This window comes from Pseudonocardia sp. D17, assembly GCF_036984265.1.
In the GTDB taxonomy this organism is placed as follows: domain Bacteria; phylum Actinomycetota; class Actinomycetes; order Mycobacteriales; family Pseudonocardiaceae; genus Pseudonocardia; species Pseudonocardia benzenivorans.
The window spans coordinates 68,346-83,623 of the sequence record NZ_BPRG01000198.1; the positions used below are offsets into that span (position 1 = coordinate 68,346).

Annotated in this window: 17 protein-coding genes; 15 read left to right on the forward strand and 2 right to left on the reverse strand. The window is 73.1% G+C overall.

What is annotated here, in order from left to right:
* The first annotated feature begins 332 nt into the window (after positions 1-332).
* The 12 genes from PSD17_RS26475 to PSD17_RS26530 all read left to right on the forward strand — a co-directional run bounded on the left by PSD17_RS26475 (position 333) and on the right by PSD17_RS26530 (position 11,360).
* The gene (locus PSD17_RS26475) at positions 333-1,058 is read left to right on the forward strand and encodes a nitrile hydratase subunit alpha (RefSeq protein WP_339125028.1); all 726 of its coding nucleotides are present in this window, start codon (positions 333-335) and stop codon (positions 1,056-1,058) included.
* 97 nt (positions 1,059-1,155) lie between these two features.
* Positions 1,156-2,316: a hypothetical protein gene (locus PSD17_RS26480; protein ID WP_013677979.1), complete on the forward strand. Its 1,161-nt coding sequence runs from the start codon at positions 1,156-1,158 to the stop codon at positions 2,314-2,316.
* A 109-nt stretch (positions 2,317-2,425) separates the two neighbouring features.
* Positions 2,426-3,541 carry an agarase gene (locus PSD17_RS26485; RefSeq protein ID WP_339125029.1) on the forward strand — a complete coding sequence of 372 codons (1,116 nt, stop codon included), beginning with the start codon at positions 2,426-2,428 and terminating at the stop codon, positions 3,539-3,541.
* The gene (locus PSD17_RS26490) at positions 3,538-4,410 is read left to right on the forward strand and encodes a hypothetical protein (RefSeq protein WP_339125030.1); all 873 of its coding nucleotides are present in this window, start codon (positions 3,538-3,540) and stop codon (positions 4,408-4,410) included. Before PSD17_RS26485 ends, PSD17_RS26490 begins: the two co-directional genes overlap by 4 nt.
* A gap of 103 nt (positions 4,411-4,513) precedes the next feature.
* Positions 4,514-4,861: an ArsR/SmtB family transcription factor gene (locus tag PSD17_RS26495; protein ID WP_339125031.1), complete on the forward strand. Its 348-nt coding sequence runs from the start codon at positions 4,514-4,516 to the stop codon at positions 4,859-4,861.
* A 41-nt stretch (positions 4,862-4,902) separates the two neighbouring features.
* The gene (locus PSD17_RS26500) at positions 4,903-6,339 is read left to right on the forward strand and encodes a substrate-binding protein (protein ID WP_339125032.1); all 1,437 of its coding nucleotides are present in this window, start codon (positions 4,903-4,905) and stop codon (positions 6,337-6,339) included.
* A 138-nt stretch (positions 6,340-6,477) separates the two neighbouring features.
* A complete protein-coding gene (nthB, locus tag PSD17_RS26505) occupies positions 6,478-7,158 on the forward strand; it encodes a nitrile hydratase subunit beta (RefSeq protein WP_013677974.1) in 681 nt (226 codons plus the stop codon).
* A gap of 41 nt (positions 7,159-7,199) precedes the next feature.
* Positions 7,200-7,829: a nitrile hydratase subunit alpha gene (nthA, locus tag PSD17_RS26510; protein ID WP_103383821.1), complete on the forward strand. Its 630-nt coding sequence runs from the start codon at positions 7,200-7,202 to the stop codon at positions 7,827-7,829.
* 4 nt (positions 7,830-7,833) lie between these two features.
* Positions 7,834-8,262: a nitrile hydratase accessory protein gene (locus tag PSD17_RS26515; protein ID WP_103383822.1), complete on the forward strand. Its 429-nt coding sequence runs from the start codon at positions 7,834-7,836 to the stop codon at positions 8,260-8,262.
* Positions 8,259-8,501, forward strand: a complete 243-nt coding sequence (locus PSD17_RS26520) for a hypothetical protein (protein WP_013677971.1) — start codon at positions 8,259-8,261, stop codon at positions 8,499-8,501. The genes PSD17_RS26515 and PSD17_RS26520 overlap by 4 nt, the downstream gene beginning before the upstream one ends.
* Positions 8,498-9,922, forward strand: coding sequence for an amidase (locus tag PSD17_RS26525; protein ID WP_013677970.1), 1,425 nt, complete (start codon positions 8,498-8,500; stop codon positions 9,920-9,922). Before PSD17_RS26520 ends, PSD17_RS26525 begins: the two co-directional genes overlap by 4 nt.
* 88 nt (positions 9,923-10,010) lie before the next feature.
* A complete protein-coding gene (locus tag PSD17_RS26530) occupies positions 10,011-11,360 on the forward strand; it encodes a hypothetical protein (RefSeq protein WP_339125033.1) in 1,350 nt (449 codons plus the stop codon).
* Here the strand turns inward: PSD17_RS26530 and PSD17_RS26535 are convergent.
* Together PSD17_RS26535 and PSD17_RS26540 are read right to left on the reverse strand one after the other, a co-directional pair.
* Positions 11,332-11,796, reverse strand: a complete 465-nt coding sequence (locus PSD17_RS26535) for a hypothetical protein (protein WP_339125034.1) — start codon at positions 11,794-11,796, stop codon at positions 11,332-11,334. The genes PSD17_RS26530 and PSD17_RS26535 overlap by 29 nt on opposite strands.
* A complete protein-coding gene (locus tag PSD17_RS26540) occupies positions 11,793-12,983 on the reverse strand; it encodes a molybdopterin-dependent oxidoreductase (RefSeq protein ID WP_339125035.1) in 1,191 nt (396 codons plus the stop codon). The genes PSD17_RS26535 and PSD17_RS26540 overlap by 4 nt, the downstream gene beginning before the upstream one ends.
* Positions 12,984-13,029: 46 nt before the next feature.
* Between PSD17_RS26540 and PSD17_RS26545 the strand changes: the two genes are divergently transcribed.
* From PSD17_RS26545 to PSD17_RS26555, 3 genes are all read left to right on the forward strand, one after another.
* Positions 13,030-13,812 (forward strand): response regulator transcription factor, encoded by a 783-nt coding sequence (locus PSD17_RS26545; protein WP_013677966.1) that lies wholly within the window; start codon positions 13,030-13,032, stop codon positions 13,810-13,812.
* 1 nt (position 13,813) lies between these two features.
* The gene (locus PSD17_RS26550) at positions 13,814-14,860 is read left to right on the forward strand and encodes a sensor histidine kinase (protein ID WP_339125036.1); all 1,047 of its coding nucleotides are present in this window, start codon (positions 13,814-13,816) and stop codon (positions 14,858-14,860) included.
* 71 nt (positions 14,861-14,931) lie between these two features.
* Positions 14,932-15,264, forward strand: coding sequence for a hypothetical protein (locus tag PSD17_RS26555; protein WP_339125037.1), 333 nt, complete (start codon positions 14,932-14,934; stop codon positions 15,262-15,264).
* The last annotated feature ends 14 nt before the right edge of the window (positions 15,265-15,278 follow it).

Here is a 15,278-nt window from a genome sequence, read left to right on the forward strand (position 1 = left end):
TCTGCAGAATATGTTGATAAGTATCGACATATATGACACTCGTCGCTAGAGTCGGCGCACCACCGAGCGGGAAGGTGTGCCGACATGGACGGTGTGCACGACGTGGGACCTCGTCACGGCCGCGGGGTCGTCGGCTCCGAGGCGGACGGCCGGTGGTCGACGCGGAACTCGAACGCCCGGTTCCCCAGGGATCCCCCACGACGGCGATCACGGGAGTCGTCGATCTCGACCGGTTCCGTCCCGGTTCGTGGCGGGGTCGTCAGCGCAGGTCGTCAGGGGCACACGCGATTCCCGGCACGGGTTCCGTCGCCCGCGTCGTCGGGGTTCGGGCGATGAATCCGTTGCTGGACCGGCTGGAGGGAGAGCTGCTCGGTCGAGGACTGGTCACGCGCGACAGCGTCGACCGGTGGACCGACCGACACGCCGACGAGGTCGGTCCCCGGCACGGTGCCCAGGCCGTCGCGAGAGTCTGGGGATCAGGCCTTCACCTCGACGCGACGGCGGCCGCGGCCGCCGTGCTCGGGCGGTGCGCCTGCGGTCGGCGTTGGCGGTACGTGCCGGACACCCCGACAGTGCGTAACGTGGTGCTGCCGGGTACGCCGCGGTGTACGGGATGGCGGGTTCTCGGGGCGCCGCCGACCCGTTACCGCGAACCCGATGCCCGGACCGGCCGGCAGGTCACGTTCTGGTCCGACGACGCGACCACGCACCATCTGGTCGTACCGCTGCGGCCGATCGAGGCGCGCGACGCCGGACCGTTCGAGCTCGCGGCGTTGGTCAGCCGGACGGCACTGCGGGGCTTCGAGGACACGCCGGCACCCCACGCGGCACCCCCTGCCGAGATCGGCTGCGGGCTCCCTGGCTACGCGCACGACGAGCGTGCCCTCGACAGTCCCTGGGAGCTCCGCGTGTTCGCGCTGCTGTTGGCGACGCTCACCGACAGTCCGGACCGGGAGCCGTCGCTGCGCGCCGAGGTCGAGCGCGCCGCGAAGGACCTCCCGGTGCGCCGCAGCATCTATGTCGCCTGGCTGCGCGCGCTGCTCGTCGGCCCGGGCTGAGACTTCCGCGATCCCCGAACGTCACCACGCGCCGCCACCGGCACGGTGCCGGCGCGGTTCCGCGCGCCGACCCCAGGCGCCCTGCAGAGGAGCAGACATGTCCGTCACCGACGACGAGCACGACGTCCGCGACGGCGCTGCCGTCGACCCCCGCGAACGCACCCTGCCCTGGTGGGGGTTCGGCCTGGCGAACCTCGCCGTGGTCCTCGCTCTGGCGTTCGCCTCCTGGTGGCTCCTCGTCGATCCGCGGTGGAGCCCGTTGTCGGTGTACCCACAGCCCTACACCGCGGTCCTGTTCTGGACGATCCTGGCGACGGTCTGGGTCGGCTTCACCTTCGGCTGGTTGGGTCCGGCCGGGCTGCGCCAGCCGTGGCGCGGTCTGGTCGGGGTAGGCCTGACCCTGGCCATCGGTATCGCGATCACCGTCGTACTGGCGTACGGGTGGGGTGCCCTCGACCCTACGTTCTCGGCCGGTCGGGACGGCGGAGCGGGTTTCACCACCGGCAACCTCTTCGTGCTGTTCGGCTTCTTCTCCTACGTGCTCTCGGCGGTCAACGGAGCGCATTGGCCGTTCGGGGGGCGGATCCGCCACCCGTGGGCCGGGATCGGCGAGATCGCACTGGTGTTCATCCCGACCCTCGCGCTCTACCTCGTGTTCGCGTTGCCGAACCTGGCGACGTGGGCACAGCCGGACGGCTCGCCGCTGATGAGCCTGTCGACGGTGATCGGCTGGTTCTACTCGATCGTCGTCGCCACCGTGATGACCGGGCTGATCACCGAGAACCGGCCGTGGAGCCGAGCCGGGTCGCCCGGCCGGGTCGCGGCCGCCGCCGTGGTGGGGAACATCGCGCTCGGCACGGTCCTGTACTTCGTGCTGCTCGCCGTGGCGAAGCTGCTGATCGGACCCGTGAACGTGACCGCGCTGGGCGCCGGCGTGACGCAGTACGCCGCTCAGTTCGGTGTGTGCTTCGCGGTCTGGATGATCCTGTGGGCCAACATCTTCGGCAACAAGCCCACCGGCTTCTCCCCGGGCGTGAACATCGCGGTCCGGATCGTGGTGACGTTCGTGATGTCCGCGCTCACCTACGTCCTCTACTACTTCGTCCTCGCCGAGCACGTGCTGCACGAGCCCGGCGCGGGTGGGACGTTGTCCGGCAACGCGCTCGGCTTCCTGGACTGGGTGATCCAGTGGATGCTCTGGTACGTGCTGTTCCTCGGTTCCTACGGGCTGCCGAAAGCCCGACCGGAGGCGCCCTGAGCGGTCGAGCGTCCCACATGAGGTATCTCACGACCGCTTCACGTGCTCTGTACCCGTCGCCGATGCGCCTCATATTGTTGGTTGGTCATTCATCAATTGAGGAGCGTCGATGGGCACGGCCGATGAGGCGGGCAACGGTGCGATCACGGTCGAGCGCCGGGGGCGGTGGTCGTTCGTGGGCCCGGACGGCCGCCCCTTCCCGTCGCTCGGGGTCACCCATGCCGACGACACGAACCTGCGGTACCCGCACAACGAGACCGTGTGGCGCGACCGGTACGGCGGCTCGCGCCGACGGTGGCTCCGGGAGGGGCTCGTCGCCGACCTGGAGTCGTGGGGGTTCACGACGATCGGCGCGACGTCGGAGTACGTCAGCGGCACGGGCCTGGGCGTGACGGGTCGCCCGGTCGACCTCGGTCACTCCGCCGGCCTGGACGGAGCGGACCTGGCGACGGGCGGCCTGCCCTACGTCCTCGAGCTGCACGTGCTGCAGATCGAGGCGTGGAACGGGCACCCGGCCTACCGCGACCCTCGCGACCCCGCCTTCGCGCAGTGGTGCGACCACGTCGCCCGGACGATCTGCCGTCCCGACGACGCGCTGCTCGTCGGGTACGTGCTCGTGGACGGCCCGGCGTGGCGCGGGCACCCGACCGGGGCCGGCTTCGACGGCCCGCTGGACGAGATCGCCGAGGCGTACTACGCGACGGTGGCTGCGGCCGTCCGGCGGCACGACCCGAACCATCTGCTGCTCGGTGACCGGTTCGGGACCCGCGCGGGGGCGCCGCCCGAGGTGCTCGACGCCGCGGCCCGGCACATGGACGTCCTGTCGGTACAGACCTTCCCCGGGCCCGCACCGGGCGCGTTCGAGGCGGCGATCGAGGTCGTCGAGGGCTGGCACCGGCGGACGGGCCTGCCGGTGCTGATCGCCGACACCGGCAACTGGTGCCCGACGACGATGAACCCGCACCGCACGGGCAGCGCCCGGGACCAGGCCGAGCGGGCCGCCGGTTACGTGCGGACGGCGGAGGCGCTCGCCGCCCTCGACTGGTGCCTGGGCTGGCACTGGTGCAGCTATCTCGAGAACCCCCAGCGCGGTTGGGGGATCAAGGACCCGTGGGACGAGCCCTACCCCGAGCTGGTGGCGGCGATGAGCGCGGTGAACCGCGAGGTCGTCGCCCGGTGGGCCGACGCCCGGCCGCTCGCGGCGCCGGGAGGTGCGACGCGATGAACGCCGACCCGATCCCCGCCGTCCGCGAGGAGGACGCGGTCGGCGCGACGGCGGAGATCTTCGCCGACCTGCGCGCGACGCTCGGTCTGCCGTTCGTGAACCTGATCTGGCGCCATCTCGCGACGGTGCCGGATGCGCTCCCCGCGGTGTGGAGCGCCGTCCGCCCGTTGTACTCGACCGCCGAGCTGGCCGGTCTGGCCACCGGGATCTCGGCGCGCGCCCGGCCGGACGGGGTCGCGCCGGTTCCCGGCGAGGTGTGGGCGACGCTCGGCGTGGACGAGGCGGCCCGCGTCGACATCGCCGACCTGGTCGGCTTCTACAACCGGGCCAACACGATCAACTTCCTCGTGTTCACCACGGTCGACGCCCTGCTGCGCGGCGAGTCCCGGCCACCGGACCCGGGGCGCCGCCTTGCCGCGTCGGGGGCGCCCTCGGGCGCGGGGGCGGGGCTGTCGGGCGTACCGCCGCTCCCGCCCGCGGACGCGCTGTCGCCGGACCTTCGTGCGGTGGTGCAGGCCTGCGACGAGCTGGGCCGGCTCGGGTCGAGCACCGCCCACGCGAGCCTCTACCGGCACCTCGCGCTGTGGCCGCCGTTCCTGGCGACGGCCTACGTCGCGCTCGCACCCCTGCACCGCAGCGGAGCGCTGCAGGCGGCGCAGCGCGACCTGATCGACTTCGCCCGCCCGACCTGTGCCGACCGGCTGCTCCCGCTGCTCGCGCCCGCACGCCCCGCGCTCGACGAAGGTGTCCGGTCCCGCATCCGGTCCGCCGTGGAGGAGTTCGCGTCGATCATGATCGGCCGGATGGTCGTGGCCGGTACCGTGATGCGCGCGCTCCTGCCGGTCCCGGAGGAGGCGGCCGTACGGTGACGCGGGCCTCGGAGGCGGACTGCGGCGGCCGGAGCCGTCCGCTGCGGCAGGTGATTGTCGAATGAACGTGTTGACACTTATCGACGGTTGCTATCGTGGTGGCGTGACGGTCAACGAGAACCTCGCCTTCGACGCGCTGTCCGACCGCGTACGGCGGCGGATCCTGGCAGCGCTCGGCGACGGCGGAGAGCTCACGGCCGGCCAGCTCGCGGAGCGGGTGGGCGTGGTCAGCCGCAGTACGGTCTCGAGCCACCTGCGCATCCTGCGCACGTCAGGGGCGGTGATCGAGCGCCGGGAAGGCCGTCATCGCTACTACTCGGTCGACACGGAGGGCTCCGTGCGCGACGCCTTCCGCTTCCTGCAGGGCCTCCTCCAGGACGGGGTGCGGCTCGACAGCGGGGCTGCCGCACAGGCAGACTCGCCCGACGAGTTCCACCACGACACTGGTTGACCCGCCCGGGATGAGGCAGGCGCGATGAGATCTGCCCGGTCGTGACGAGCACGACCCTGACCGCCGAGTCGGTCGTCGAGCTGGCTGCCCACGAGGTCTACCGGATGTTCGGCAGGCCGGAGTCGGGCAGCTGGCTCTTCGGTGCGCGGTGCGAGTCCCTCTCGGTCGGCGCCGCGGTCCGGGTGACGCTCCCGGTGGGGCCGGACACCCAGCGCTACGATGTCGAGCTCCTGGGCAGACTGTCGGCCGTCCGGCCGGACACGATGGTCGTCATCGAGCACGCGCAACCCTGGCGCGGGCGGCTGAGACTCACGTTCGAGAAGTTGGGCAGGAGCCGCACGCGCCTTCGCGTGCGGGCCGACGTGTCGAACTCGGGCCTCGAGTGGCTCGTCCGGCACACGGGTGGGGTGCTGTCCGTCCCCCCGGTGCGTCCGGACGCCGTCCGGATCGGGGTCGTGACCAGCAAGTCCGGGCCGGCGGCGATCTACTCGATGGCCACGGAGTACCTGGCCGAGCTGGCCGTCGACGAGGTGAACCGGGACGGCGGGCTCGACGGCCGGCGGCTCGAGCTGCTCGTCGTCGACGACGCCACGGACCCCGAGGTCGCCGCCGCGGAGGCGCGCCGTCTCGTCCGAGCGGGCTGTCGCGCCATCTTCGCCTGCACCACGTCGAGCAGCTTCGCCGCGATCGAGGACGTCACGCGCGCCGACGACGTGCTGCTCGTCCAGCCCGTGATGAACGAGCGCGGGACGCACGACACGGCGTCGGTACTGCGGCTCGGGGAGCAGCCCTCGGCACAGATCGAGGCCGTTGCCCGGCGGCTCGTGCAGAGCACCGGCGGGCGGGGCTGGTACCTGGTCGGCGAGGGGTACAGCTGGTCCTACGGCGCGCACGAGGCGGCGCGCTCGGTGGTGCCCGCGATGCGCGGGCGGGTGGTCGGCGAGACGTTCACACCTCTCGGGACCAGCGACTTCGGACCGGTCATCGAGAAGATCCAACGGTCCGGCGCCGAGATCGTCATGTCGTCGCTGGTCGGGTCGGACGAGGTGGAGTTCCAACGCCAGTGCGCCGCAGCCGGTCTGCGGTCGTCGGTCAGCCGGATGTCGCTGGTCATGGACGAGTCGACGTGTGCGCACATCGGCTCGGCCGCCGAGGGCGTCTGGACGGCGCTGGCGTACTTCCAGGACGGGCCCGCGACCGGGGCAGGTGAGCTCCTCACCCGTTACCAGGATGCGTACGGGCGGTGGGCGCCGCCGATCTCGACCCTCTCCGAGACCGTGTACGAGGCGATCCACCAGTACGCGCAGGCGGTGCGACGGGACCCGGACGCCGGTGCCCGGTCGCAGCGCCGGGCGCTGCTCCAGCACCGCGGGGGCCGTGGCGGCACCGGCGTCGGCGCCCGCGACCTGCTGGTTCCGCCGCTGTACCTGGCCGAGGTGCGCGCGGGTGCGTTGCACGTGTTCGACGAGGCCGGGTGACCTCGCGCCGGCCCCGTCGCCGTCCGTCCGGGAGCGGGCGCCGCGCATCGCGTCGTTGATGTGTCGATAAGTGTCGACATATTCTCCATGAGTCGCTAGTGTCCCACCGACACAGCGCGACGGGAGGGCATCTGCGACATGGACGGTGTGCACGATCTCGGCGGCCGCCACGGGCTGGGCGCGATCAACCCCGAGCCGGACGAGCCGGTCTTCCACTACGACTGGGAGCGGTCGATCCTGGTCATGTTCCCGGCGATGGCGATGGCGGGTGCGTTCAACCTCGACCAGTTCCGCTCCGGGATGGAACAGATCCCGCCCGCGGAGTACCTGCAGGCCACCTACTACGAGCACTGGCTGCACTCGATGATCCACTACGGCACCGAGGCCGGGATCATCGATCCCGAGGACCTGCAGCGCCGCACGCAGCACTACCTGGAGAACCCGCAGGAGTCCGCGCCGAAGGCGGCCAAGCCCGACATGGTGGCGACGCTGGAGCAGCTGATCCCGACCGGCGACGACTACCGCCGCGAGACCGACGCCCCGGCGAAGTACGACGTCGGCGACACGGTGCGCGTCCTGCCGCAGGTCTCGACCACCCACACCCGCCGGGCCGGCTACGTGCGCGGCCGCGTCGGCGAGGTCGTCGCCGCGCACGGCGCCTACGTCTACCCCGACAGCAACGCGCTCGGACTGGGGGAGGACCCGCACCACCTGTACACGGTCCGGTTCACCTCACAGGAGCTCTGGGGCGACGAGCCCGGTGCGGCCAACTCGGTCGTCCACATCGACCTGTGGGAGCCCTACCTCACCAGCGCCTGACGCGCGCCGACCCGTCCGACCACGACGAACGAAGGTTTCCCATGTCTCTCGAGCACGACCACTCCGCACCCGGTAAGGACGACCTCATCGCGGCCCGGGTGAAGGCGCTGGAGGCCATCCTGGTCGAGAAGGGGCTGATCGGCTCCGACGCGATCGACTACATGTCCTCGGTGTACGAGAACGAGGTCGGTCCCCAGCTGGGCGCGAAGGTCACCGCCCGCGCCTGGGTCGACGCGGACTTCAAGGCCCGGCTGCTCGCCGATGCCACCGCCGCCTGCAAGGAACTGGGCATCGGCGGCATGCAGGGCGAGGAGATGATCGTCCTGGAGAACACCGACGAGGTGCACAACATCGTCGTGTGCACGCTCTGCTCGTGCTACCCGTGGCCCGTGCTGGGGCTGCCGCCGAACTGGTACAAGTACCCGGCCTACCGCTCGCGGGCGGTGCGCGACCCGCGCGGTGTGATGGCGGAGTTCGGCTTCGAGCTGCCCGAGAGCGTCGAGATCAGGGTCTGGGACTCCAGCGCCGAGCTGCGGTACTGGGTGCTGCCCGAGCGACCCGAGGGCACCGACGGCTTCAGCGAGGAACAGCTCGCCGCGCTCGTCACCCGCGACTCCCTGATCGGGGTCACCGCCGCGCTGAGCCCGGACGCCGTCACGGCGGAGGTCTGAGCCGGTGGAGCGCATCAGCTCGCGTCCGCAGCCGGAGACGAGGTCGCGCGTCGACTCGCTCGTCGACGTCCTGCCTTTCGGGGACCGCATCCCGCGCCGCTCGGGAGACGTCGCGTTCGACCACTCCTGGGAGATCCGCGCCTTCAGCATGACGGTGGCGCTGCACGAGGAGCTGGGGTTCCCCTGGGAGGAGTTCCAGCGGGCGCTGATCGAGGCCATCCGCACGTGGGAGTCCCAGCAGTCGGACCTGGACCAGTGGAGCTACTACGAGCGCTGGATGGCCGCGCTCGAGCAGCTCGCCCGCAGCAAGGGCTGGGCGACCCGCGACGAGGTCGACGCGCGTGCCGCGGAGATCCTCGCGCTGCCCGCCAACTACATGCACCAGCACGCCGTGCGCGAGCCGGTCGCGGTCGTCGCGGGCGGCGACCGGTGACCGACGTCCCCGGCACCGCGATCACCCCGGACACCGTGCGGGCCGCGGCCGCGCTCGCCGGCCTGCCGCTGCCCGAGGCGCGGGTCGCCGAGGTCACGGCGCTGCTCGCGGCCTGGGTGCCGGCGGCCAACGCGCTCAGCACCCGCATGCAGTCCGACGACGTGTGCGACCTCATGCCCGCGGTCGTGTTCACCCAGGGTCCCGCCGACCACGACGAGGACGGAGGGACCGGCGCGTGAGCGACGACGAGCTGCTCGACCGCAGCCTGACCGAGACCGCCGCGCTCGTGGCCGACCGCCGGGTCTCGCCGGTCGAACTGGTGGAGGCGGCGCTGCGGCGCATCGAGTCGATCGAGCAGACCAACGCCTACATCTCGGTGTTCGCCGACGACGCCCTCGCCGTCGCCCGCGCCAGCGAGACCATGATCGCGGCAGGGCACCGGCTCGGCCCGCTGCACGGTGTACCGATCGCGTTGAAGGACAACATCTCCGTCCGCGGCCGGCGCACCACCGCCGGGAGCAAGGTGCTCGCCGACCACCACCCGGAGGCCGACGCCACCGTCACCGAGCGGCTGCGTTCGGCGGGCGCGATCATCATCGGCAAGACGAACCTGCACGAGTTCGCGTGGGGCGGCACGTCGGCCAACCCGCACTACGGGTTCGTCACCAACCCCTGGGACACCTCGCGGATGCCGGGCGGGTCGAGCGGCGGCTCGGGTGTCGCGGTGGCGACCCGGTCCTGCTTCGGCGCCCTGGGCACCGACACCGGTGGCTCGATCCGCCTGCCGTCCGCCCTCAACGGGGTGACCGGGCTGCGGCCCACCATCGGGCGGGTCAGCAACGCCGGCGTCGTCCCGCTTGCGTGGAGCATGGACACCGTCGGCCCCATGGCCCGCACGGCGGCCGACTGTGCGGTGATGTTCGGCGTCCTCGCGGGCCACGACCCCGCCGACGCCGGGTCCGCCGACCGCTCCGGTGAGGACTACACCCGCGACCTCGACCTGGGTGTCGACGGTCTGCGGATCGGCCTCATCGAGGGCTACTCGCTGCACCACGTCCAGGCGCCCGTCGAGAAGGCCGTGCGGGGCGCGTTGAGCAGGCTCGACGACGCGGGCGCCCGGGTCGTCGACGTGGTGGTCGACGACATCGAGGGAAACATCTCGGCCCAGCTGACGGTGGAGGCCGCCGAACCGAGCACCTACCACCAGCGGTGGCTGCGCGAACGGCCCGACGACTACGGCGACGACGTCCGGCTGCTGCTCGAGGCCGGCGAGTTGCTGCTCGCGACGCAGTACCTGCAGGCCCAGCGCTACCGGGCGCTGCTGCGTCGCCAGACCCTCGCCGCGCTGGCCCGTGCCGACGTGCTGGCCTGCCCGACGTTGCCGTTCACGGCCACCGCGCTCGGCGAGGTCGAGGTCGAGATCGACGAGGGCGTCCGCGAGGACATGCTCTCGGCGATCATGCAGTTCACCGGGCTGCCGTCACTGACCGGGCTGCCGGCGATCAGCGTCCCGTGCGGGTTCGACGACGCCGGCCTGCCCATCGGCGTCCAGCTGATCGGGAAGCCGTTCGCCGAGGCGACGCTCCTGCGGGTCGCCGCGGCGTTCCAGCGCTGCACCGACTTCCACACCCGGGTGCCTCCCCTGGTGGCGAGCGCCTGATCACTGCGGGCGTGGGGTGGCACCGCCGGCCGCGGAGCGTCTCGATCTCGTAAGGGTCGGGCGTCGGCGGCGCCGATAGCGTCGGCGGGTGACTGACACGCGCGAGCGACGTGCCGCGGTGCGAGCAGGGGGGCGGGCCGACGCACTCGTGGTCGGGGCCGTGGTGGTGCTGGTCGCGGCCTCGGCCTACGTCGGCAGGCGGCTGCTCGACGAGGGCGTCGACATCTTCCTCGGCTGGCCGCCGTTGCTGGCGGAGTGGCTGCCGCACGTCGGACCCGGGACGCCGGCGGCCCTCGTCGTCGCCGTCGCCGTCGTGGTGTGGGGGCCGCAGGTCGCGGACCGGCTGCGGTGGCGGCCGCTGCTCTGGCTGGCGTGGGGCACGGCGTTCGTGTGGACCATGGCGCTGGCGCTCGTCGACGGCTGGCAGCGCGGGATCGTCGAGCGGCTGACGAGCTCCCAGGAGTACCTGCACGACGTACCGCGGGTGACGGCGCTCGGCGGCATCGGGCCGATGCTGCGTGTGTTCTCCGACCACATCCTCACCACCGCCGTCGACCCGGGGCAGACGTGGTTCTGGACGACGCACGTGGGCGGGCACCCCGCCGGGGCGTTCCTGCTGTTCGCGGTGCTGGACCGGATCGGCCTCGGCTCCGGCGGCGCGGCGGGCGTCGTCGTGATGGTCGTGGGGTCGTCGGCGGCCGCGGCGGTCGCGGTCACGGTGCGCGCCCTGGGACACGAGGACCCCGCGAGGCGGGTGCTGCCGTTCTCGGTGCTGCTCCCCGGCGCGGTGTGGGTCGGGGTGTCGGCCGACGGGCTGTTCGCGGGCTGGCTGGCCTGGGGCGTCGCGCTGCTGGCGGTCGCGACGGTCCGCCGCGGGCTCGCCTCGACGGCCGCCGCCACCGGCGCGGGACTCGTCCTCGGGTACGCGCTGTACCTGTCCTACGGGCTGGTCCTCGGCGCGCTGCTGCCGCTCGCCGTCGTGGTCGCGACGCGCCGGTGGTGGGTTGTCGGGCCGGCGCTGGTCGGGGTGCTCGTCGTCGTCGCGGGGTTCACCGCGGCCGGATTCTGGTGGTTCACCGGGTACGCCGACGTCAAGGTGATCTACGCCGCGAGCATCGCCGCGAGCCGGCCCTACGCCTACTTCGTCTGGGCGAACCTGGCGGCCGCGGCGTTCGCCCTCGGGCCCGCCGCCGTCGCCGCGCTGCGGCGGGCGCCCGCGCTGCCGCGGGCCGCCCTGCTGCTCGTCGGCGCCGCGACGGCGGCGATCCTGCTGGCGGACCTGTCAGGGATGTCGAAGGCCGAGGTCGAGCGGATCTGGCTGCCGTTCGTGGTGTGGGCGGTCGTGGCCTGCGGGACGCTGCCGCACCCGCGGCGATGGCTGCTCGCCCAGGCCCTGCTGGCCCTCGCCGTCAACCATCTGCTGCTGACCGTCTGGTGACCCGCGCGACCCACACCAGCGCCGACACCCCCGCCATCGCGAGCACCAGCCACAGCCAGCGCGCCAGGAACGGCTCCTGGTCGAGCCCGGTCGCGGCGTGCACCACCGGGCCGCCCTGCCGGATGATCCCCGGCAGGTAGACCAGCAGCGTGAGCCCCGCCCCGAGCAACGGCAGCCGGACGTGGTTGACGAGCGGAACCCGGGTGGCGGGCAGCAGCGCCAGCGCGCGGTCCGCGGCGGCGTAGAGCGGGAACAGCACGAGGTCGTGCAGCAGCACGGCCCCGGCGAACCACACCAGCATCCAGGGGATCGACGGGTGCAGTGTCGGGTCCCGCACGACGATCGTCGCCGCGTACCCGGCGAGTGCGACGCAGCCGAGGACACCGACGGCCTGCGCGAGGCGGACCGGTGTCCGCGTCGGCGCGGGCGCGCTCATCGGGCGAACCCGATCGCGGCGACCCACTTCGTGCAGTGCACGCCCGGCAGCGCGGGCACGATGACCCGAGCCGGGTAGCCGTGGTCGGGGGACAGGTCTGCGCCGTTGACGCGCAGCGCGAGCAGGGCGTCCGGATGGAGGACCTGGTCCGCGGTCAGTGCGGCGTGGGCGAACGGCCCGTTCTCGACCGACCGGACGTCGGCACCCGACGGGCTCGGGACGCCGGCCAGGGCGGCGAGGTCGCGCAGCCGCACCCCGCTCCAGGTCTGCTGGGTGGACCAGCCCTCGACGCACGCGATGGGCAGCTCGGCGGTGTGCTGGGGCAGCGCGGCCAGCTCGGCGCGGGTCAGCCGGACGTTCCCGAGGGCGAGCCGCCAGGAGTCGCCGACGTCGCGGGCGTCGATCGCGGACGCCTCGAACGTCCGGTTCACGGGGAAGTCGCCCGGGGCGGTGCGGCCGCGGGGCAGGAGCAGGGCGGTCGCGCGCAACGGGCCGTCGAGGGTCTGGCCGACCGTGAGCCCGGCGAGCAGCAGCGAGCCACCGCCCACCAGCGCGAGCGCACCGCGGCGGCTCATCGTCGGGCGCGCGGGCTCGGGGGCGACGAGGTCGTGCGGCGGTTCGGGGCGGGTCTCGGCGAGCGGGGTCCGCAGCTCGGCGCGCAGCGAACGCGACCGCAGGCTGCGCACCATCGTCGGCAGCTTCAGCGCGACGTGCAGCACGAACCCCGCGATGAACACCCACGCCCCGGTGTAGTGCGCGGCGTAGAAGCTGAACCCGAAGACATAGTCGTACTGGATGTTGAGCAGCCCGGTGACGATCTCGAACAGGATCCCGCCGACGAGGAGCACGAGCGTCCCGCGCTCGGCGAGCTCGAGCAGGTCGCGGTCGGGCCGGGTGAACAGCTTCGGGATCACCGACCACAGCTTCGCGAGCACCACCGGGACCAGGACGATCCCGAGCCCCACGTGCAGACCCTGGGTGAGCCGGAACAGCCACGCCGGCCGCGTCGGCCAGTCGAACCTCGGCAGGTGCAGGCCACCGACGTCGCCGGGGATCGACCCCGAGCCGTACGCCACCCAGTCCAACAGCCCCGTCACGATGACCACCGGCAGGGCACACAGGAGCACGAGACCGAACACCGAGGTCAACCACGGGCCTCGGATCGGGCTGCGCCAACGGATCCGCATGGCCGTCGACGGTAGGCGCAGGTCGGACGCCCGCAGGCCGATCACGGTGATCGGTAAGCACTTCGTCAGACCCGTCTTACCGACCGGTGACGAGGCCCCGACGGCCGGCACGCGCGGCGCTAGCGTTGGCTTCGTGTGCGCACACGTCCTGGTCGTCGACGACGACGCGACCGTCCGCGACGTCGTCGCCCGTTACCTCGGGGCGGCCGGGCACGACGTCGAGCTCGCCCTCGACGGACCGGGGGCGCTGCGGGCGGCACGGACGACCCCGCCCGACGTCGTCGTCCTGGACCTCATGCTGCCCGGCCTCGGCGGCCTGGAGGTCTGCCGCGCGCTGCGCGCCGACGGTGACCGGCCCCCGATCATCATGCTCACCGCGCTGGGCGAGGAGGACGATCGGCTGCTCGGCCTGGAGCTGGGCGCCGACGACTACGTGACCAAGCCGTTCAGCCCGCGCGAGCTCGTGCTGCGGGTGGGGTCGATCCTGCGCCGCACGGCCGCGCCCGCGACGGCGCCCGAGCTGGTCGACGGCGGCCTGCGCGTCGACCCGGCCGCCCGGGTCGCGTCGCTGGACGGGCAGCCGCTGGCGCTGACGACCCGCGAGTTCGACCTGCTCGCCTTCCTGCTCGCGCACCCCGGGCAGGCGTTCACCCGCGAGGAGCTGCTGTCCCGGGTGTGGGGCTGGGAGTTCGGCGACCGCTCGACGGTCACCGTCCACGTGCGACGGCTGCGTGAGAAGGTCGAGGCCGACCCGACCGCGCCGCGTCGGATCGCGACGATCTGGGGGACCGGGTACCGCTACGACCGCGGTACGACACCGGGAGGCTGACGTGCTCACCGAACTGGCCCACGCCGCGCCCCTCGCGCTGCTCTTCGCGGTGCCCGTCGCCGTCGTCGGGGCCGTGCTGATGCACGTCATGCGGCGCCGCTCGATCGCTGCGGCGATGATCACGCTCGCGCTCGTCCCCCTGGCGGCGGCGCTGGGCGGCGTCGTCGGCGTCAGCGGGCTGATGTACACCCCGGAGCTGATCGGCACGATCGCGGTGTGCGTCGTCGTCGGCGTGGTGGTCGTCCCGGTGGCGTGGTGGCTCGGTCGCCGGGTCGCCCGCGACGCCCTGTGGCAGCGGGAGGCCGACGCCGCCGAGCTCGACGCCGTCCGCAGTGCCGAGGCGGCCCGCCGCGAGCTCGTCGCCTGGATGAGCCACGACCTGCGGTCGCCGCTGGCCGGCATCCGCGCCATGACCGACGCGCTGGCCGACGGCATCGTCCGCGAGCCCGCTGACGTCGCGGACTACCTGGCCCGCATCCGCCGCGAGTCCGACCGGATGGCGTCGATGGTCGACGACCTGTTCCAGCTCTCCCGCGCGACGTCGGCCGCGCTGGAGCTGCGCTTGGCGCCGCTCGCACTGGGTGAGGTCGTCTCCGACGCCGTCGCCGCCGAGGCGCCCGCCGCGGCCTCCGCGGGGGTGGAGATCGTCGCCGACCGGCCGCAGGTGTGGCCCGTCGTGCACGGCAGCGACTCCGAGCTGACCCGCGCCGTGCGCAACCTGCTCGCCAACGCCATCCGGCACACCCCGGCGGGTGGGCGCGTCGAGCTCACCGCCGGCCACCGCGGCGACGTCGCCTGGCTGTGCGTGCAGGACGGGTGCGGCGGCATCCCCGAGGCGGACCTCGAGCGCGTGTTCGCCGTGGGGTTCCGCGGCGGCACCGCCCGCACGCCCGGGGAGGGGTCGGGCGCCGGGCTCGGGCTCGCCATCGCGCGGGCCTTCGTCGAGGCGCACGGCGGGAGCATCGGTGTGCGCAACCGGTCACCGGGCTGCGTGTTCGAGCTGGTCCTGCCTGCCGCCGCGCGCGTCCCCGTGCCGGCCGGGGCGTAGGGGCGCCGGGCGGGCACGCGGCGCCGCCCTCCGGGGAGCGATCTCCGGCCGACGGAACTAGCGTGGCGCGAATGCCGTTCGGTCCCGGGCTGGTCATCCGCCGGCAGCTGCTGTGCCCGGTCTGCGGCACCCTGCTCGCCGACGCTGCCTACCGACGCCTCCCGCCCAACCTGACCCTCCGGGCCGCCGACGGCACGATCATGCAGCCGACCAGCGCCGCGGTCCTCCTGGCGCAGCTGCAGCCGGGAGCCCGGTCCGAGGACCCGCGGGCCCGCTACGTCGAGCAGAACCTGGGCGAGCTCGTCTACGAGCTGCGCTGCGTCGCCGGGCACCAGATGCTGCGGACCATGCCGGAGATCGTGCGGCGCATTCGCACCGCCCGCGGGCACGGCACGACGGTGTAGGCCGCGGCGCCCGT

Bases quoted from the DNA above. Each gene is read 5' to 3' on its own strand.
- PSD17_RS26475 (WP_339125028.1), top strand. From the start codon at position 333: ATGAATCCGTTGCTGGACCGGCTGGAGGGAGAGCTGCTCGGTCGAGGA.
- PSD17_RS26480 (WP_013677979.1), top strand. From the start codon at position 1,156: ATGTCCGTCACCGACGACGAGCACGACGTCCGCGACGGCGCTGCCGTC.
- PSD17_RS26485 (WP_339125029.1), top strand. From the start codon at position 2,426: ATGGGCACGGCCGATGAGGCGGGCAACGGTGCGATCACGGTCGAGCGC.
- PSD17_RS26490 (WP_339125030.1), top strand. From the start codon at position 3,538: ATGAACGCCGACCCGATCCCCGCCGTCCGCGAGGAGGACGCGGTCGGC.
- nthB (WP_013677974.1), top strand. From the start codon at position 6,478: ATGGACGGTGTGCACGATCTCGGCGGCCGCCACGGGCTGGGCGCGATC.
- nthA (WP_103383821.1), top strand. From the start codon at position 7,200: ATGTCTCTCGAGCACGACCACTCCGCACCCGGTAAGGACGACCTCATC.
- PSD17_RS26535 (WP_339125034.1), bottom strand. From the start codon at position 11,796: ATGAGCGCGCCCGCGCCGACGCGGACACCGGTCCGCCTCGCGCAGGCC.
- PSD17_RS26540 (WP_339125035.1), bottom strand. From the start codon at position 12,983: ATGCGGATCCGTTGGCGCAGCCCGATCCGAGGCCCGTGGTTGACCTCG.
- PSD17_RS26555 (WP_339125037.1), top strand. From the start codon at position 14,932: ATGCCGTTCGGTCCCGGGCTGGTCATCCGCCGGCAGCTGCTGTGCCCG.